17 protein-coding genes are annotated in these 18848 nt (G+C 68.9%); 3 read left to right on the top strand and 14 right to left on the bottom strand.

Annotation, left to right across the window (positions count from 1 at the left end; translation table 11 throughout):
* Nucleotides 1–81: 81 nt before the first annotated feature.
* Entirely contained in the window at nt 82–1284 is a 1203-nt protein-coding gene (locus ABTZ94_RS11120) for a hypothetical protein (protein ID WP_351199754.1), read from the bottom strand.
* Nucleotides 1285–1477: 193 nt separating this feature from the next.
* Nucleotides 1478–1972: an NUDIX domain-containing protein gene (locus ABTZ94_RS11115; RefSeq protein ID WP_351199752.1), complete on the bottom strand. Its 495-nt coding sequence runs from the start codon at nt 1970–1972 to the stop codon at nt 1478–1480.
* Between the two features lie 130 nt (nt 1973–2102).
* On the opposite strand from ABTZ94_RS11115, the gene ABTZ94_RS11110 reads away from it, so the two are divergent.
* A complete protein-coding gene (locus ABTZ94_RS11110) occupies nt 2103–3218 on the top strand; it encodes a glycerate kinase (protein ID WP_351199750.1) in 1116 nt (371 codons plus the stop codon).
* Between the two features lie 162 nt (nt 3219–3380).
* Here ABTZ94_RS11110 and ABTZ94_RS11105 read toward each other — a convergent pair whose 3' ends face one another.
* Complete coding sequence (locus ABTZ94_RS11105; protein WP_351199748.1) at nt 3381–3875, bottom strand: SRPBCC family protein; 495 nt, start codon at nt 3873–3875, stop codon at nt 3381–3383.
* Between the two features lie 306 nt (nt 3876–4181).
* Between ABTZ94_RS11105 and ABTZ94_RS11100 the strand changes: the two genes are divergently transcribed.
* Nucleotides 4182–5213, top strand: a complete 1032-nt coding sequence (locus tag ABTZ94_RS11100; RefSeq protein WP_351199746.1) for a zinc-binding alcohol dehydrogenase family protein — start codon at nt 4182–4184, stop codon at nt 5211–5213.
* 119 nt (nt 5214–5332) lie between these two features.
* Here ABTZ94_RS11100 and pssA read toward each other — a convergent pair whose 3' ends face one another.
* From pssA to ABTZ94_RS11050, 10 genes are all read right to left on the bottom strand, one after another.
* A complete protein-coding gene (pssA, locus tag ABTZ94_RS11095) occupies nt 5333–6154 on the bottom strand; it encodes a CDP-diacylglycerol--serine O-phosphatidyltransferase (protein WP_502967222.1) in 822 nt (273 codons plus the stop codon).
* 22 nt (nt 6155–6176) lie between these two features.
* Nucleotides 6177–6824, bottom strand: coding sequence for a phosphatidylserine decarboxylase (locus tag ABTZ94_RS11090; RefSeq protein WP_351199742.1), 648 nt, complete (start codon nt 6822–6824; stop codon nt 6177–6179).
* Between the two features lie 181 nt (nt 6825–7005).
* A complete protein-coding gene (locus ABTZ94_RS11085; protein WP_351199740.1) occupies nt 7006–8211 on the bottom strand; it encodes an acyl-CoA dehydrogenase family protein in 1206 nt (401 codons plus the stop codon).
* 2 nt (nt 8212–8213) lie between these two features.
* Nucleotides 8214–8774, bottom strand: coding sequence for a MaoC family dehydratase (locus ABTZ94_RS11080; RefSeq protein WP_351199738.1), 561 nt, complete (start codon nt 8772–8774; stop codon nt 8214–8216).
* A 2-nt stretch (nt 8775–8776) separates the two neighbouring features.
* Nucleotides 8777–9796 carry an HpcH/HpaI aldolase/citrate lyase family protein gene (locus ABTZ94_RS11075; protein WP_351199736.1) on the bottom strand — a complete coding sequence of 340 codons (1020 nt, stop codon included), beginning with the start codon at nt 9794–9796 and terminating at the stop codon, nt 8777–8779.
* Nucleotides 9793–11805 carry an ethylmalonyl-CoA mutase gene (locus ABTZ94_RS11070; RefSeq protein ID WP_351199734.1) on the bottom strand — a complete coding sequence of 671 codons (2013 nt, stop codon included), beginning with the start codon at nt 11803–11805 and terminating at the stop codon, nt 9793–9795. The genes ABTZ94_RS11075 and ABTZ94_RS11070 overlap by 4 nt, the downstream gene beginning before the upstream one ends.
* 9 nt (nt 11806–11814) lie before the next feature.
* Nucleotides 11815–13176, bottom strand: coding sequence for a crotonyl-CoA carboxylase/reductase (gene ccrA / locus ABTZ94_RS11065; protein WP_351199732.1), 1362 nt, complete (start codon nt 13174–13176; stop codon nt 11815–11817).
* A gap of 360 nt (nt 13177–13536) precedes the next feature.
* Nucleotides 13537–14334: a GNAT family N-acetyltransferase gene (locus ABTZ94_RS11060; protein ID WP_351199730.1), complete on the bottom strand. Its 798-nt coding sequence runs from the start codon at nt 14332–14334 to the stop codon at nt 13537–13539.
* A 125-nt stretch (nt 14335–14459) separates the two neighbouring features.
* Complete coding sequence (locus ABTZ94_RS11055; RefSeq protein ID WP_351199728.1) at nt 14460–15275, bottom strand: TetR family transcriptional regulator; 816 nt, start codon at nt 15273–15275, stop codon at nt 14460–14462.
* Nucleotides 15276–15567: 292 nt separating this feature from the next.
* The gene (locus ABTZ94_RS11050) at nt 15568–17349 is read right to left on the bottom strand and encodes a 3-hydroxyacyl-CoA dehydrogenase family protein (protein ID WP_351199726.1); all 1782 of its coding nucleotides are present in this window, start codon (nt 17347–17349) and stop codon (nt 15568–15570) included.
* A 340-nt stretch (nt 17350–17689) separates the two neighbouring features.
* Here ABTZ94_RS11050 and ABTZ94_RS11045 point away from each other — a divergent pair, with 340 nt between their 5' ends.
* On the top strand, nt 17690–18268 hold the full coding sequence (locus tag ABTZ94_RS11045; RefSeq protein WP_351199724.1) for an adenylosuccinate lyase: 579 nt from the start codon (nt 17690–17692) through the stop codon (nt 18266–18268).
* Here the strand turns inward: ABTZ94_RS11045 and ABTZ94_RS11040 are convergent.
* On the bottom strand, nt 18240–18797 hold the full coding sequence (locus ABTZ94_RS11040) for a GNAT family N-acetyltransferase (RefSeq protein WP_351199722.1): 558 nt from the start codon (nt 18795–18797) through the stop codon (nt 18240–18242). The two genes, ABTZ94_RS11045 and ABTZ94_RS11040, sit on opposite strands and share 29 nt — an antisense overlap.
* Nucleotides 18798–18848: the final 51 nt, after the last annotated feature.

The following is an 18848-nucleotide window of genomic DNA, read 5'->3' as shown; positions in this document are numbered from 1 at the left end:
ATCTCCCGTGGCCGGCCCCGGCACGGCCATCGCCCGTGGGCCGCCCGGGGCCGGCACGCGATGGAACTCGCGAGGTGGACGTCAAGCCGCAGGACCAACGGGGCTGAACGGCGACGGGGTCCGGCCCGTCCAGGTGTTCAGCACGGCGTGAACGGTCTGCTTGGTGACGCCGCCGTCCTGGACCGTGCCGCTCTGCGCGAGATAGAACCGCCCGTCGTCGAGCGAGATCAGTCCGTACTGCCCGTACTGCCCCGGCGCCGGCCACCCGAACGTACCGGTCGCTCCATCGTGCGCCCCCTCACGCAGCAGAGGCAGCAGCAGACCGCGCTCCGGCTTCTGCTGCCCGCGGACGGGGCCGGGTACCGGCTTCCTCGCACCGTCCAGCGCGAAGACCGAGTAGTTGGGGAAGCCCGGCTTGGTGCCCTTGTAGACAGCCATCAGCCAGTTGCCGCTGTACCCGTCGTACTCCAGGTTCTGCACGCCGTACGTGGTGTTTCCGGTATACGCGAAGAACTTGCCGTCGACGTGTGCGGGGCCGCTGGTGTGCGGCGCCGACTCGGTCAGCGGGCGCTCGTACTTCTTCCACCGCGTGACGTCGTACTGGAGCAGCACCTGGTGGTCGTTGTCCGTGCGGCCCGTGTTGGCGTACACGCCGTACGCGACCGTCAGCTTCTGCTCACCGCGCCTGCCGCGCCCGTCACCGAACGCCGGGCCGAACGCGACACCGTCGATGCCACTGCAGCCGTAGCGGTGATCGGGCGTACTGCCCGTGTCGCCGTCGAAGACGCCGTCGCCGTTCATATCGGCAGTGAAGTCCTTCACGACCTCCTTGAGATAGACGGTCGAGACGACACCCGTGGACTGTGCGTCCATGTCCATCCCGGTGATGCGGTCGACGTCGAGGATCGCGATGTAGAAGGACCTCGCCTCCTTGTACTCCAGCGAGCCGTAGACCCTGCCGTCCTTCTCGTTGAAGTCCAGATCGCCGAGATGGCCGGTGAATCCGGTGACCGAGCCGACCGGGTTGCCCTTGAGGTCGGTCTTGACCAGCAGGTTGGTCATCGAGAAGTACATGAAGCCCTTGCGGCGGTCGATGGCCATGCCCTGGACATGACCCGACTGCCAGGCGCCGCCGTCGACCGACAGCGGCACTTCGCGGTGTGCGGCCGGGGCCGACGCCGGCTCCGCGGTCGCGGTCGACGCCGTGGCGACGACTGCCGTACAGGCGAACGCTGCGACGATCGTGGCCAGCAATCCACCGAGGTGTCCCGTGTGCGTACGCATGATCCCTCCGCTGTCGTGGAGTTCGGATGATGCCGGTCGAGCGTGCACTGCGGACAAATGACACATGAACTCGGGTGTCCGGCAGCTGTCGACCGGACTATCAGCTGATGGCCTGTCAAGACAACGGCACACAACGGGAATACGGGCGATACGGGACGGGTGGCAAGTGCGGGCGGGCGAGCGGGCTCGGGTGTCAGCCGGCCACCGGGCGGCCGTCCTCCAGCTCCACTGCGCCACTGCTGGAATCGAGCACATCCAGTGCCGCCCTCAGGCGCAGTGCGAGACCGCCGTGCAGATAGCGGTCGAGGTCGTCGCGCTCGACCAGTTCCCAGGACAGGAGCTCCTCCTCCTGCAGCCGGATCGCCTTCAACTCCGGCTCGTCCAGCACTCCGCCGTCGTACAGATACGCGGCGATCGGTGGCCGCTTCGGGCCGCGGGCCCAGTCGATCGCGAGCAGCCGTCCCGGCTCCAGATCGAGACCGATCTCCTCGGCCGTCTCGCGTCGCGCCGCCTGCCGAGGGCTCTCGCCCTGGTCCGACTCGATCGTTCCGCCGGGCAGCGCCCAGCCGTCCCGGTAGTTCGGCTCGACGAGCAGCACTCGCCCGTGGACGTCCCGGAACACAGTGGCCGCGGCGGCGAGAACCCGGGGGAGTCCCGCGATGTAGGTGGCGTAATCAGTGGTGGTCACGCGGGCAGCGTAGTAGGGGGAGCCGGTGCGACGACGGCTCCGGGCAGAGGGTATCCGCTGCGGATAGGGTCGGGGGCGGCGCGACTGCCTGTTCGAAAGCAAGGAATTCAAGGTGGCGGACGGAGCAGTGATGGAGACCGCACGCGTGCTCGTCGCGGCGGACAAGTTCAAGGGCTCGCTCACGGCCGTACAGGTCGCGGAGCGAGTGACGGCCGGGCTGCGGCGCGTCGTCCCCGGGGTGCGGGTCGAGACCCTGCCGGTGGCGGACGGCGGCGACGGCACGGTGGCGGCGGCGGTGGCCGCCGGGTTCGAGCGGCGCGAGGTGCGGGTGACGGGGCCGCTCGGGGATCCGGTGACCGCGGCGTACGCGCTGCGCGACACCACGGCGGTGGTGGAGATGGCCGAGGCCTCGGGCCTCCAGCACCTCCCCGCAGGGGTGTTCGCCCCGCTCACGGCTACGACGTTCGGCTCCGGCGAACTGCTGGCCGCGGCGCTCGACGCGGGTGCCCGGACGATCGTGTTCGGCGTCGGCGGCAGCGCGACCACGGATGGCGGCGCGGGCATGCTGGCCGCGCTCGGAGCCCGCTTCCTGGACGCGGACGGCAAGCCCGTCGGCCCCGGTGGCGGCGGCCTCGCCGACCTGGCCGAGGCGGACCTGTCCGGCCTCGACCCGCGCATGGCCGGCGTGGACCTGATCCTCGCCAGCGACGTGAACAACCCACTGACGGGCCCGAAGGGCGCGCCCGAGGTCTACGGTCGGCAGAAGGGCGCGACCGAGGACGACATCGTGACCCTCGATGCCGCGCTCGCCCACTACGCGTCCATCCTGGGCCCGGACCACGCCCGGCTGCCCGGAGCAGGTGCGGCGGGCGGCGTCGGCTACGGGGCGCTGGTCGCTCTCGGCGCCCGGTTCCGCCCCGGCATCGAGGTCATGCTCGATGTCCTCGGTTTCGCCCCCGCGCTGGCACGCGCCACGCTGGTGATCACCGGGGAGGGTTCGCTCGACGAGCAGACCCTCCACGGCAAGGCCCCGGCAGGCGTGGCCGCGGCGGCCCGTGCCGCGGGTGTCGAGGTCGTTGCGGTCTGCGGTCGCCTCGCCCTGCCGCCGGAGGCCCTGGCCGGTGCGGGCATCAGCCGCGCGTACGCCCTCACGGACCTGGAACCGGACCCCGCCCTCTCCATGGCCCAGGCGGGACCACTCCTGGAGCGGGCGTCCGAGGCGCTCGCTCGCGACTTCCTCCGGTAGTCCAGTCCGTCCCCATTGCGGCCCTTGATCGCCGGGCGGGCGCGAACACCCAGCTCGTCCGGCGTTCGACGACCGGGGTCCGGGGCCGAGACCCGGTATCGGGAAGGGAAGGGAGGGGGACAGCCCCGTCGCGCAGCGGGAACACGCCCCCGCCCCTCCGCGTCACTCCACAGAGGGCGCCGCCCCCTGACCGTCACTCGTGTCCGCATCAGGACGGTCCCCGTCGGCGAGCAGCTCCGCCAGACACCGCAGCTCCGCCGGCAGATCACGACGCCACGCCATCGTCACGAACGGCGCAAGGATGATCATGCCGCCGTCCAGATGGGGTTTGACCGAAACGTTGACCATCGTTCCCCGTCGGCTCGGACTCAGCCGGAACTCGAGTTCCGGCGAGTGGCGGCCCAGCGGGGTCCACATGCGCGCACCGCGGAAGGCCAGGTACTCGACAGGAGTACTCGCGGTGCACGTGAGGCGGTGCACCCGTCGCCTGCCCGGGAACTTGCAGGTGTACTGGTCGCCGAGTTCCGTGCTGATCGGGCCCTCGATCACCTGATCTATGCTCGATGACCACACGGCCAGATTCCGCGGATCCCGGAGAAACGAGAAGATCTCGTCGGCGGGGCGGGACACATGGACATTCGCAGACACATGGGGCATGGCTCCACCTCTTACGGCGCCCGTCCGCCCGGGTCTCGGCGTCCGGTTGCCCTCGTTGCGGTGCCGTTCGCCCATCAGCCTGCGTCGGATCTCAGGTCCGTGCACTCTTCGCGCGGCCGATCGAGTGAATCAGGTGTCCTGCTGTGACACCTTCTCGGAGAGTTGCGCACAGCGTCGCTTGATTTTCTGGTAGATGCGGTTCCGTTCGGTGACGACCGCCACAGCCCCTCGGGGCTGTGGCCGTTCACTCGCGTACGGACAAAGAGGTCGGTTGCCTCTCCGGGGCCGGCGCCGCACGCTGGATGTGTGGCTGTCTCCGAGTCAGTCCCGGCCGAGCAGAGCGGCTGGGCCGTCCGGGCACCCGGTCCTATCGGCACCGGGCCCTTGGCACGCGTGCGCCGCACGACGCCTGCTCCCGGCCCCGGGGAGCTTCTGCTGAACGTGGAAGCGTGCGGCGTCTGCCGCACGGATCTCCATCTGGCCGAAGGCGATCTCCTGCCGCGCCGTCCCTCCACGGTCCCCGGTCATGAGATCGTCGGCCGGGTGGCTGCCGTTGGCGACGGGGCCGGCGTCTTCCGTATCGGCGACCGGGTGGGTGGAGCGTGGCTGCGCGGAACGTGCGGGCGCTGCCGGTACTGCCTGGGCGGCCGGGAGAACCTCTGCCCGCGGTCCACCTATACGGGGTGGGACGCGGACGGCGGCTTCGCCGACACGGCGCTGATTCCTGAGGCGTTCGCCTACCGGCTTCCGGAGGACCAGGACGCCGTCCGGCTCGCACCTCTCCTCTGCGCAGGGATCATCGGATACCGGTCGCTCCGGCGCAGCGCGCTGCCGGAGGGCGGGCGGCTGGGAATCTACGGCTTCGGTGCGTCGGCCCATCTGGCTGCCCAGGTGGCCGTCGCCGAGGGCGCCACCGTTCATGTGCTGACCCGCTCGGCACAGGCACGCGCGCTCGCTCTGGACCTCGGCGCCGCGTCGGCGGGCGGTGCCTACGACCGCCCGCCGGAGCCCCTGGACTCGGCGATCCTGTTCGCACCCGTCGGCGACCTGGTGCCGGTGGCGATGGAGGCACTGGACAGGTCCGGCACGCTTGCCATCGCCGGAATTCATCTGACGGACATTCCCGTGCTGAACTACCGGCGTCATCTGTTCCAGGAGCGCAATCTGCGCAGCGTCACCTCCAACACCCGCGAGGACGGCCGCGATTTCCTTGCTCTGTCCCAACGCGTGGGCATCCGGGTCACGGTGAGCACCTACCCGTTGAGCAGGGCCGACCAGGCACTGGCCGACCTGGCGGCCGACCGGGTGAACGGGGCCGCCGTGCTCGTACCCGGCTGAGGTCGGGCGGTGCGCGGCGGGCGGGAGCACCGGGACACGTGCGTCGGCCGGTCGGATTCCCGGCGCACGCAAGAGGGCCCCGGGAGCACCCGGGGCCCTCTTGCGTATCGTCTGTGCCGCTACGGCAGCTGCGCCGCCCGTGCCTCACGCCGGTTGTCGCGGAAGGTGTTCACCCTCCGTGCCGTCGCGAAGAGCGGGATGACCGCTCCCAGGACCACCTGCAGCGCACAGCCGGTCTGGAGGAGCAGCTTTCCGCCGGGGGCGTCGAACGCCCATGCGGCGAGAAGCCCCATCGCGGCCACGATCCAGCTGAGCATCGCCACCGCGAGGACGCCCCGCGGCTTCGGGTACTCGACCCGGCTGACCATCAGCCACGCCACACCGACGATCGCGAGCAGCGTCGGTGGGAAGGGCAGCTCCAGGAGCACGATCGATACGACCGTGAGCGCTCCGAAGGGGCTCGGCATGCCCTGGAACATGCCGTCCTTCATGGTCACGCAGGAGAATCTGGCAAGTCTGAGCACCACAGCCAGCAGCACCACGATCGCCGCCAGCGCCGAAACCCGCTGGTGTGCGTCGTCCGCGACCATGCCGTACACGAGGACGAAGTACGCCGGTGCGAGCCCGAAGCTGATCAGGTCCGAGAGGTTGTCCAGCTCGGCACCCATCGGCGAGGAGCGCAGCTTGCGTGCCACGAGCCCGTCGAAGAGGTCGAACACCGCGGCCATGAGCATGAGGATCACGGCAGTGGCCGCGGAGTGCCGGGCCATACCGCTCTCGTCGCTGCCCGTGAGATGCGGGATGAGGATTCCGGTGGTGGTGAAGTACACCGCCATGAAACCGCACGTGGCGTTGCCGAGAGTGAGGGTGTCCGCTATCGACAGCCGCAGAGAGAGCGGCATGTCCTCGCCGGCGTCCTCCTCGGACTCCGCCTCCGGCACCCAGCCGGCCTGCGTGTCAGGATCAATCACGGTCAATTCGAGTCACCCCCGCGGTGGTGGCCTGGCCGACCTCGACCGCGACATCGATACCTTCCGGAAGGTAGATGTCGACCCGGGAGCCGAAGCGGATCAGACCGATGCGCTCGCCCTGCTCCACCTTCGTGCCCTGCGGGACATAAGGGACGATGCGACGGGCGACCGCACCGGCGATCTGCACCATCTCGATGTCACCGAGCTCGGTGTCGAAGTGCCAGACAACGCGCTCGTTGTTCTCGCTCTCCTTGTTGAACGCCGGAACGAACCCGCCAGGGATGTGCTCGACCGAGGTCACCGTGCCAGCCAGGGGTGCGCGGTTGACATGGACATTCAGCGGGCTCATGAAGATCGCGACGCGGGTGCGCCCGTCCTTCCACGGCATGATGCTCTGCACCACGCCGTCGGCCGGCGAAATGACCCGGCCCTGGGTGATCTCACGCTCGGGGTCGCGGAAGAACCACAGCATGCCCGCCGCGAGCGCGGTGGTGGGCACGGCCACCGCGGCCCAGCGTCCGGACTTGCGGGCCCGGGTGAGGCTGAGTGCCGCGGTGGCGACGGTCGGGAGGAGCCACGGCGAAGCTCCGCGCGCAAGGCGGACTCCGCCGCGTGATGCAGAGGTTTGGCTGTCGGGCATGGATGACCTTCGTAGCGGATGATGCCGCGCTGGCAACGGGGGACGGCGGCTTTTCCGGCGATGTTATCGGTTGCGAGCCGCAACTGGGCAAGCCAGCAACTGAGTCGGACGGCTTGAAGGCACTGCCTGAGGGTGACAGGATGTGATCTTCTTCGCGACTAAATCGCCTCGAAAGGGACAATCACCCCTGCAACCGGTACTCCTCAAGGACGCGGCGCCCAATGATCATTTTCTGGATCTCGGCGGTACCTTCACCGATCAGCAGCATCGGGGCCTCCCGGTAGAGGCGCTCGATCTCGTACTCCTTGGAGAAGCCGTAACCGCCATGGATCCGGAAGGCGTCCTCGACGACTTCCTTGCAGTACTCGGAGGCGAGGTACTTCGCCATCCCTGCCTCCAGGTCATTTCGTTCCCCGGAGTCCTTTTTGCGCGCTGCGTTTACCATCATCGCATGGGCTGCCTCGACCTTGGTGGCCATTTCGGCCAGCTTGAACTGGATCGCCTGGTGCTGAGCGATCGGCTTTCCGAAGGTGTGACGCTGCTGGGCATAGGAAACGCCCAGCTCGAATGCACGCTGTGCGACGCCGCAGCCACGTGCAGCCACATTTACCCGGCCGACCTCTACGCCGTCCATCATTTGGTAAAACCCTCGGCCGGTGGTGCCGCCCAGCACTCGATTGGCCGGAATGCGTAGCCCGTCCATGATGAGTTCGGTCGTGTCGACGCCCTTGTAACCCATTTTGTCGATTTTGCCGGGGATGGTGAGACCGGGCCGCACCTCGCCGAAGCCGGGCTCCTTCTCCACCAGGAACGTCGTCATCGACTTGTGCGGAGCGGTCCCCTCGGGGTGGCCTTCGTCACTCCGGCACAGCACGGCGACGAGCGAGGACGTGCCACCGTTCGTCAGCCACATCTTCTGGCCGTTCAGGACGTACTCATCGCCGTCCCTGACGCCCTTGGAGGTGATCGCCGAGACATCGGAGCCGAGCGCCGGCTCGGACATCGAGAACGCGCCCCGGACCTCGCCCAGCGCCATCCGCGGCAGGAACGTGTCCTTCTGCTCCTGGGTGCCGTGCTGCTTGAGCATGTACGCCACGATGAAGTGCGTGTTGATGATTCCCGACACGCTCATCCAGCCGCGGGCAATTTCCTCCACGCAGAGCGCGTATGTGAGAAGCGACTCACCCAGGCCCCCGTACTCCTCGGGGATCATCAGCCCGAACAGGCCCAGTTCTTTGAGTCCCTCGACGATCTCCGTCGGGTATTCGTCGCGGTGCTCCAGCTGGGTCGCGACCGGAATGATCTCCTTGTCGACGAAATCCCGGACCGTGGAGAGAATTTCCTGCTGGATGTCGTTCAGGCCGGCAGTCTGGGCGAGTCGCGTCATGGCTACTTCTCCACGTTCTTCTGCGAAGGCTGGTTCAGCTCCGGGCGGCCGGGCTGCTCTCCCCCAGGGCCTGAATGGCCTGGGAGGTGCCCCCTCCCGCGTTCCTTGATGTACGTCTCGGTGGGGACCATCACCTTGCGGCGGAACACGCAGACCAGGGTCCCGTCCTGCTTGTAACCCCTGGTCTCCACATGGACGATTCCGCGGTCACTCTTGGACTTTGACGGAGTCTTGTCGAGAACCGTCGTCTCGCCGTAGATCGTGTCGCCGTGGAAGGTCGGCGCGACATGCTTCAGTGACTCGACCTCCAGGTTGGCGATCGCCTTTCCGGAGACATCGGGGACGGACATGCCGAGCAACAGCGAGTAGATGTAGTTGCCCACTACAACGTTCTTGCCGAAATCGGTCGTCTTCCCCGCGTAGTTGCTGTCCATGTGCAGCGGGTGATGATTCATGGTGAGCAGACAGAAGAGGTGGTCGTCGTACTCCGTGACCGTCTTTCCGGGCCAGTGCTTGTACACCGCGCCGACCTCGAACTCCTCGTAGGTGCGTCCGAACTGCATGATCAGGCCTCCGGAGCTTCGAACTCGGAAGTGCGCTGCATACCGGCCGCGCGGCCCTTGCCGGCGATGACCAGGGCCATCTTCCGGCTCGCCTCGTCGATCATCTCGTCGCCGAGCATCGCCGAACCCTTCTTGCCGCCCGCCTCCGAGGTGCACCACTCGTACGCGTCGAGGATCAGCTCGGCGTGGTCGTAGTCCTCCTGCGACGGCGAGAACACCTCATTGGCCGCGTCGACCTGACCGGGGTGCAGCACCCACTTGCCGTCGAAGCCCAGCGCCGCCGCACGGCCCGCGACCTCGCGGTACGCGTCCACGTCACGGATCTGCAGGAAGGGACCGTCGATCGCCTGGAGGTCGTGCGTACGGGCCGCCATCAGAATGCGCATGAGGATGTAGTGGTACGCGTCCGCGCCGTACCCGGGCGGCTGCTGGCCGACGACCAGGGTCTTCATGTTGATCGACGCCATGAAGTCGGCCGGGCCGAAGATGAGTGTCTCCAGGCGCGGCGAGGCGGCGGCGATGTCGTCGATGTTCACCAGGCCCTTGGCGTTCTCGATCTGCGCCTCGATGCCGATCCTGCCGACCTCGAAGCCCATCGTCTTCTCGATCTGGGTCAGCAGGAGGTCGAGCGATACGACCTGCTGGGCGTCCTGCACCTTCGGCAGCATGATGCAGTCGAGGTTCTGGCCGGCGCCCTCGACGACCGTGATGACATCGCGGTACGTCCAGTGCGTCGTCCAGTCGTTGACGCGCACGACCCGGGTCTTGCCCGTCCAGTCGCCGTTGTTCAGGGCGTCGACGATGTGGTGCCGTGCGCCCTCCTTGGCGAGCGGGGCGCAGGCGTCCTCGAGGTCCAGGAAGACCTGGTCGGCCGGGAGGCCCTGGGCCTTCTCCAGGAACCGCGGGTTCGAGCCCGGCACTGCCAGACAGGAACGGCGCGGACGCAGACGGTTCGGGAGGTGTGCGGCGGAGCCGCTCCCCGCAAGGGTGGTGGCGGGAGACGGGTGGGCGGGCCGGGTCATGCGGGGACCTCCAGAGGGTCGAGTTTGTTCGCTTTCCGGATCTCGTCGACGATACGGCCGATGATCTCCGTGATACCGAAATCCTTTGGGGTGAATACGGCGGCGACACCGGCTCCGATCAGGGCCGCGGCATCGGCGGGCGGAATGATCCCGCCCGCGATCACCGGGATGTCGGCGGCGCCCGCCTCGCGCAGCCGGGTGAGTACGTCCGGTACGAGTTCGGCGTGGGAACCCGACAGGATCGACAGACCGACGCAGTGCACGTCCTCGGCGAGGGCGGCCGAGACGATTTGTTCGGGGGTCAGCCTGATCCCCTGGTAGACGACCTCGAAACCGGCGTCACGGGCCCGTACAGCGATCTGCTCGGCGCCGTTGGAGTGCCCGTCCAGGCCCGGCTTGCCGACCAGCAGCCGCAGTCGTCCGGCGCCCAGGTCCGCCGCGGTACGGGCGACCTTTTCGCGGACCAGCGCGAGCGGTGTGCCGGCCTGAGCGGTCACCGCGACCGGGGCGGACGAGACGCCCGTCGGAGCCCGGAACTCGCCGAAGACATCGCGCAGCGCCCAGGACCACTCGCCGGTGGTGACACCCGCGCGGGCGCACTCCACGGTCGCTTCCATCATGTTCTCGGTGCCCGCGGCGGCCTTCTTCAGCGCGGCCAGCGCGTCGGTGGCACGGGCCTCGTCGCGATTGTCACGCCACTCCTGGAGGGCTGTGACGACCCTGGCCTCATTGGCGGGGTCGACCGTCATGATCGCCCCGTCGAGGTCCGCGGTGAGAGGGTTCGGTTCCGTCGTCTCGTAGATGTTGACGCCGACGATCTTCTCCTCACCGCCCTCGATCCGGGCCCGGCGGGCGGCGTGCGAGGAGACCAGCTCGGACTTCAGGTAGCCGGACTCGACGGCCGCCATGGCGCCGCCCATCTGCTGGATCCGGTCGATCTCGGCGAGCGACTCGGTGACCAGGTCGTCCACCTTGGCCTCGATGACATGCGACCCGGCGAAGATGTCCTCGTACTCCAGCAGATCGCTCTCGTGCGCGAGGACCTGCTGGATACGGAGCGACCACTGCTGGTCCCAGGGCCGGGGGAGCCCCAGCGCCTCGTTCCAGGCCGGCAGCTGGACGGCCCGGGCGCGGGCGTCCTTGGAGAGGGTCACGGCCAGCATCTCCAGGACGATGCGCTGGACGTTGTTCTCCGGCTGTGCCTCGGTCAGTCCGAGGGAGTTGACCTGGACGCCGTAGCGGAAGCGGCGCTGCTTGGCATCGGTGATGCCGTACCGCTCGCGGGTGACCTGGTCCCAGATGCGGCCGAAGGCGCGCATCTTGCACATCTCCTCGATGAAACGGACACCCGCGTTCACGAAGAACGAGATCCGGGCGACCACATCGCCGAACTTCTCCCCGGGCACCTGGCCGGAGTCGCGCACGGCGTCGAGGACGGCGATGGCCGTCGACATGGCGTACGCGATCTCCTGGACCGGGGTGGCTCCCGCCTCCTGCAGGTGGTAGCTGCAGATGTTGATTGGGTTCCACTTCGGGATGTGGCTGACCGTGTACGTGATCATGTCGGTGGTCAGCCGCAGTGAGGGACCGGGCGGGAAGACGTGTGTCCCGCGTGAGAGGTACTCCTTGACGATGTCGTTCTGCGTGGTGCCCTGGAGCCTGGTGGCGTCGGCGCCCTGTTCCTCGGCAACCACCTGGTAGAGCGCCAGCAGCCACATGGCGGTGGCGTTGATCGTCATCGAGGTGTTCATCTGCTCCAGGGGTATGCCCTGGAACAGCCGCCGCATGTCACCGAGGTGCGACACGGGCACGCCGACCCGCCCGACCTCGCCGCGGGCGAGGATGTGGTCGGGGTCGTAACCCGTCTGGGTCGGCAGGTCGAAGGCGACCGACAGGCCCGTCTGACCCTTGGCGAGGTTGCGCCGGTAGAGCTCGTTGGACGCCTCGGCGGTCGAGTGACCGGCGTACGTCCGCATGAGCCACGGGCGGTCCTTCTGACGTTCGCTCATCGGTGAACCTCAGACGTTCCGGAAGCGGTTGATGGCGTCGATGTGCTGCTCGCGCAGCTCCTCGTTGCGCACGCCCAGACCCTCGCGCGGCGCCAGCGCCAGGACGCCGACCTTGCCCTGGTGGAGGTTGCGGTGCACGTCGTACGCGGCCTGACCGGTCTCTTCCAGGGAGTAGACCTTCGACAGCGTCGGGTGGATCTTGCCCTTGGCGACCAGCCGGTTGGCCTCCCACGCCTCGCGGTAGTTGGCGAAGTGCGAGCCCACGATCTTCTTCAGTGACATCCACAGGTAGCGGTTGTCGTACTCGTGGTTGTAGCCGGACGTCGAGGCGCAGGTGACGATCGTGCCGCCCTTGCGGGTCACGTACACCGAGGCGCCGAACGTCTCGCGGCCCGGATGCTCGAAGACGATGTCCACGTCCTCGCCGCCGGTGAGTTCACGGATGCGCTTGCCGAACCGCTTCCACTCGCGCGGGTCCTGGTTGTGTTCGTCCTTCCAGAACTTGTAGCCCTCGGCGTTGCGGTCGATGATCGCCTCGGCGCCCATCTTCCGGCAGATGTCCGCCTTCTGTTCGCTGGAGACGATGCAGATCGGGTTGGCGCCACCGGCCAGCGCGAACTGCGTGGCGTATGAACCGAGTCCGCCGCTGGCGCCCCAGATCAGCACGTTGTCGCCCTGCTTCATGCCGGCGCCGTTGCGCGAGACGAGCTGGCGGTACGCGGTGGAGTTGACCAGGCCGGGAGCCGCGGCCTCCTCCCAGCTGAGGTGCTGCGGCTTCGGCATCAGCTGGTTGGACTTGACGAGCGCGATCTCGGCGAGGCCGCCGAAGTTGGTCTCGAAGCCCCAGATGCGCTGCTCGGGGTCGAGCATCGTGTCGTTGTGGCCGTCCGAGGACTCCAGTTCGACCGAGAGGCAGTGTGCGACGACCTCGTCGCCCGGGTGCCAGGCGTTGACGCCGGGGCCGGTGCGCAGGACGACGCCCGCGAGGTCGGAGCCGATGACGTGGTACGGCAGGTCGTGGCGCTTGGTGAGCTCGCTGAGCTTGCCGTAGCGCTCCAGGAATCCGAAGGTGGCCATCGGCTCGAAGATCGAGGTCCACACGGAGTTGTAGTTCACCGAGCTGGCCATGACGGCGACCAGCGCCTCACCGGGCCCGAGCTCGGGCACCGGAACCTCGTCGAGATGCAGTGACTTGCGGGGGTCCTTGTCGCGGGTGGTGAGCCCGGCGAACATCTCCGTCTCGTCCTTGTGCACGGTCACCGCGCGGTACGACTCAGGGATGGCCAGGGCCGCGAAGTCTGCGGCTGTGCCCGCGGCGGAGCCGCTTTTCAATTCCGTCTGCGATTGGATCGCGTCCAGGATTTCCTTCACGGTGTGCCTCCGGCGGATGGGGGCGCTGAGGGAACGCTTGAGAGTCCCTGCAAGCTGAGGGGGGCAGTGTGGTGTGGAGGTGCTGCCGTCGGTTCGGCTGGTAAGGCTTCGGCTTGCTCTGTGGAGCAGAAGGGTTTGCCTGTGACGCAGGCGTCCGGGCGCGCAGGCATATTGCTTGCGGGGACAGCCGGCGTACGTGAGGTCTCAGCACGCCGGTCGCCCGGACAACTTCAACGTATGGCACTCCGTGACAGCTGGCAAGGCACTCGGTGCCAATAATTTCTCTCACTTGTCACCCGCCGGGCACGCATGAGCAACGTGAGGGGTATTTCGCGTTGATTTGCCCTGAGGGTCGTCCGGTCAGCGAGAGAGCCGGTACACGTACGGAGTCGTGGTGCTCAGGGCCAGGAATCCGAGTCGCTGCAGGATCGGGCTGCTCTGGTCGGAGGCGTCCACCGAGACGTAGCCGTAGCCGCGCTCCGCCGCGATCCGGGCCCGGAAGGCGACCAAGGCCCGGTAGATGCCCCTTCCGCGCCACGCCTCGACCGTGCCGCCGCCCCAGAGCCCCGCGAAGCCCGTGCCCGGGTACAGCTCCATCCTGGCCGAGCTCACCGGCTCGTCGCCCGCCATGGCGAGGACGCCGACGAAGCTGTCCGGGTCCTCGGTCAGCCGGGCCAGCACCTGATGCCGCAGCCGCGACCAGTCCGAGCCGAATGCCTGCTCATGAGCACGGGCCATCAGCTCCACATCGTCCGCGTCACTCATGGTGCGCAGCCGGACGCCCTCGGGGAGCTCCACCGCCGTCGTGAGGTCGGCCACCGGGGCGACCAGCAGGGTCTCCGGCTCCTCCGCCTCGAAACCGGCCGCCAGGAGCCGCTCCGCCAGATCCGCCGGCCGGTCGTGCGCGTAGAGCTTCCATTCGAACTCGTCGTGTCCGAGCGCCGTGTAATGGGCCACCTGTGCCGCGATCGCGGCGTCGGCCCGTACGGGATCCAGGTCCGGGGCCGACCAGACGACACCGTTCCAGTCGTCGGCCGCGCCGACCTGCCGTACGACACCATCGGTGCGCTCGATCCGGACACCGGGGCCGTCGGGCCGGGCGTGCTCGCGCATCTCGCGGTCGAAAAGCGTCAGAAGTGTGTCGCGATCATGATTCATCCGCTCACCACAGCACCGGGGTGCGGGCGCGGCAACCAGGTTTTTGGTGCGGGCAGGGAACCGGGCCCGTCAGGCAAGCGGGGACGGGGACGGCCGGCCGGGCGGATCCGGCCGGCACGCCCCGTTCAGCGGTTCTTGAGCGCCTGCTGGATCGTGTGCATCACTTCGTCGAGCGGCGCGTCCGTCCGGGCCACCGCGACCAGTACCTCGCCCTGGGACGTCACCGAGGTCGCCGGCTGCTTCGCCGGCTCGGTGCCGACGATCCGGCCCGCGCCGATACCGGTCCCGAACGTGTCGCGGACGATCGAGAAGGCGTGGTCGAGCTGGGCCTCCACGTCGCCCTCGCCGCCCGCCCGCAGCCAGCGGCGCAGTACATGGTTGTGCGCGGTGACGACGGCGGATGCCGCGACCTCCGCGAGCAGCGGATCGTCATTGCCGACATGGTGGTCGCGCTCGTCGAAGTGGCCCAGCAGATAGCGCGTGAACAGCCGCTCGTAGCGGGCCACCGAGGCGATTTCGGCCTCGCGCAGTGTGGGGACCTCACGGGTCAGCTTGTAGCGGGCCACGGAGACCGCGGGCTTTGCCGCGTACATCTTCATGACTTCCTTGATGCCGCGGCAGACGGTGTCGAGCGGGTGCTCGTGCGCGGGGGCGGCGTTGAGGACGGCCTCGGCCCTGACGAGGGTGTCGTCGTGGTCCGGGAAGATCGCCTCTTCCTTGGAGCGGAAGTGCCGGAAGAAGGTCCGCCGGGCGACTCCCGCGGCGCCCGCGATCTCGTCGACCGTCGTCGCCTCGTACCCCTTCGTGGCGAAGAGTTCCATTGCTGCGGCGGCCAGTTCGCGGCGCATTTTGAGCCGTTGGGCGGCGGCGCGGGTGCCTGCGGCACTCTCCTGGGCGTCGGACGCGGCGGAGGTACGGGGGGACCTGACGGGCTGGGACATGGTGTGAACGTACTGCATCGGTGCAGGGGAATGCGCCCGCGGGGGCGGGCCGCCCGGAGGACCGAGCAGCCCGCCCCACCCGGCTCCCGGCTCAGAGGGTCCGGCAGCGGGCTTCGCGGCGTCGCGGGGCGGGGGCACGCACCTCGCGGCGTTGTCGTCAATCACCGTGTTCCCCGAGCTCTCGGCTTCGCTCGAGCAGGGGAGGCCCCATTCGCCATGCCTCAATCCTCCGCCTTGCGATGCACGCGCCCCAGCCCCGCTCCTTCACCGCGCTGCCCACTGCCGGACCCTCTCAGCGCCGGGCATATTCGCGGAAGCCGCGCCCCGTCTTGCGACCGAGGCAGCCCGCGGCCACCAGATGCTCCAGCAGCGGCGCCGGGGCCAGGCCCGGGTCACGGAACTCGCTGTGCAGCACCTTCTCGATGGCGAGCGAGACATCGAGACCGACGACGTCGAGAAGCTCGAACGGGCCCATCGGATAGCCTCCGCCCAGCTTCATCGCGGCGTCGATGTCGTCGAGGCTCGCGTAGTGCTCCTCGACCATCTTGATCGCGTTGTTGAGGTACGGGAACAGCAGCGCGTTCACGATGAAGCCGGCCCGGTCCCCGCAGTCCACCGGGTGCTTGCGGACCTTGACGCACACCTCGCGGACGGTGGCATGGACATCGTCGTCGGTGAGCACCGTACGGACGACCTCGACCAGCTTCATCGCGGGCGCCGGGTTGAAGAAGTGCATCCCGATGACGTCCTGCGGACGCGAGGTGGCCCGCGCGACGGCCACGACCGGCAGCGACGAGGTGGTGGTGGCGAGCACCGCACCCGGCTTGCAGACCTTGTCCATCGTCCCGAACAACTGCTGCTTGACCGACAGGTCCTCGGCGACTGCCTCGACCGCGAGATCGACATCGGCGAAGGCGTCCAGCGAACCGGCCGCGGTGATCCGGGCCAGGGTCTCGTCCCGCGCCTCGGCCGTCAGCCGCCCCTTGGTGACGGAACGCTCAAGCGACTTGGCGATCCGGCCCTTCGCCGTGTCCGCCTTCTCCTGGCTGCGGGCGGCGAGCACCACGTCGTAGCCGGCCTTCGCGAAGACCTCGGCGATCCCCGAGGCCATCGTGCCGGAGCCCGCGACACCCACCGACCGCACCGTGCGCCCGCCGGCCGCCGACGCACTCTCCTGCGGCGTCAGCGCGTCCGGCACCACGGTCTGGCTGCCGGTTTCCGCGTACGTGTAGAAACCGCGGCCCGACTTGCGGCCGGTCAGTCCCGCCTCGCTGAGCTGCCTGAGGATGGGGGCCGGGGCGTGCAGCCGGTCGTGCGACGCGCAGTACATCGCCTCCAGGACGGTACGGGCGGTGTCGATCCCGATCAGGTCGAGCAGGGCGAGCGGGCCCATCGGCAGGCCGCAGCCCAGCTTCATCGCCGCGTCGATGTCCTCACGGGAGGCGTAGTTCGCCTCGTACATCGCGGCAGCCTGGTTGAGGTACCCGAACAGCAGCCCGTCGGCGACGAAGCCCGGCCGGTCGCCGACCGCGACCGGCTCCTTGCCCAGGCTGCGGGCGAGCTCGGTGACCGCCGCGACGGCCGGCGGCGCGGTCAGCACCGAGGAGACCACCTCGACCAGCTTCATCGCGGGCGCCGGGTTGAAGAAGTGCAGACCGAGCACGCGCTCGGGGTGCAGCGATTCGGCGGCGAGCCGGGTGACCGACAGGGCGTTGGTGCCGGTCGCCAGGATCGCGGTGGGGGAGACGATCGCGTCGAGCTCCCGGAAGAGCTGCTGCTTGATCTCGTACGACTCGGGCACGACCTCGATGACCAGCTCCGCCTCCGCGGCGGCCCGGAGGTCACCGAAGGTACGGAACCGGGTGAGGACGTCGCTCCGCTCCTCCTCCGTGATCCGTTCGCGTCGCACGGCGCGGGCGGTTGCGGCTTCCAGGGTGGCGACGGCCTGACGGGCGGCCGCGTCGCTGATGTCGATACCGATGACCTTGTGGCCGGCGCGGGCCAGGACTTCGGCTATGCCGGTGCCCATGGTGCCGAGACCGACGACGGCAATGGTGCTGAGCGGGGTGTCCATCACGGGACTCCAGAGAATGAGTGACGACTGTGAGGAGCACGGCGCGCGCCGAAACGGCGAACTGGCGCAGGGCGTGCGGGAATTGCGTGTCGTGGTGCTCAGGGCCGAGGCGCGATGATGGCGCCTGGACCGGGAAGGGGCGACGGACTCTGTCCCGGAGTCACGTCTCGCAAAGCTGCCGAACCGACAAGCACTCCGGGTGGCTGCGTCACCAGGCCACCGGAGCAGGCGGGGAGTGTGTCCCGCTCACATGAGCTTAACCGGTGGGTAACGAGCGCGCCAGCCCCAAGTCGCTGTGGTTCGGCTCACACTCACCGTCATCGCCGATACGCTGACGGTCATGGATGAGGAGTTCCGGTCGCTGGCGGACCGGCTGGCGGACGAGGCGGGGGAGTCGGCGGCGTACCGCAGACTGCTCGCCACCGACGACGACGAGGAACTGGCCCGGGTCCTCGTGGAACGCGAACGCCCGCTCTGGGCGCGAGAGATCGCCGCGTTCCGGCTCGGCTGCGGCGGTGACCGACGGGCCTTCGAGGCGCTGGTCCTGCTGCTCAACCACCGCGACCCGGAGCGCTGCGTCTGTGCTGCCCACGCCCTGGAGCGCCTCGGTGACCCCCGCACACCCCGGGCCGCCGCCGCCCTGGCGACGAACACCCTGCGCACTGCGTACGCCCTGCACCCGGTGCGGCTGCTCACCGCGCTTCGGGCCCCGGAGTCCGTACCGGCGCTGATGAGCACCCTGGAGCGGCTCCTGGCCCCGGACGATCCGCACTGGCGGGTGGCGCTCGCGTGTGTGGAAGGGCTTGGACAGCTCGGGGACGAAGAGGCCCGCCCGCTCCTGGAGGCGGCGCTGCCGCACCCGCGACTGGGCGGCGCGGCACGGGATGCGCTCAGCCGGCTGCCGGGGCGGGGGGCCTGAGGGCGCGTACGTACCGAACCTCGGGCACGAGTACGCCGTCCACCTCGAAAGGCTCCTCGGCGCCGTCGGGGAGGAAGCCCGCGCGTTCGTAGAAGCGGCGGGCCGGGGCATTCTCCTTCAGCACCCGGAGCGCCAGGTCCACAAAGCCGTCCGCGGTGGCGCGGGTGAGCATCTGTGCCATCAGGGCGCGGCCGGCCCCGGTCCCGATCTGCTCGGGCAGTACGTAGATCGCGTACAGCTCGCCCCGCGCCAGCAGTCTGCCGTGCTCGCGGTACGGGCCGTAGCAGGCCCAGCCGATCACGCCGAGGCCCGCCCGTTCGGCCACCGCATTCACGACCTTGTTGCCCTCGGTGAAGAATCCACGGCACCGTTCCGCGTCCTCGGCGATGTCCATGGCGTCCAGATGCGACTGCGGCATCAGCCCGGCGTACGCGGCCTGCCAGCCGCGCACCCGGACTCTCGCGACCGCCTCGCAGTCGTCGACGGTCATGTCCCGTACGAGCACATCGGGCGTGGTTCGTATCGTCATGCGGGCCATCCTGGCGCATGCGGCAGGATGGCCCGTACGTCAGTCCGGCCC

It is taken from the genome of Streptomyces sp. NPDC002785 (assembly GCF_040295565.1).
In the GTDB taxonomy this organism is placed as follows: domain Bacteria; phylum Actinomycetota; class Actinomycetes; order Streptomycetales; family Streptomycetaceae; genus Streptomyces.
This window is presented reverse-complemented; position numbering and strand designations above follow the sequence as displayed.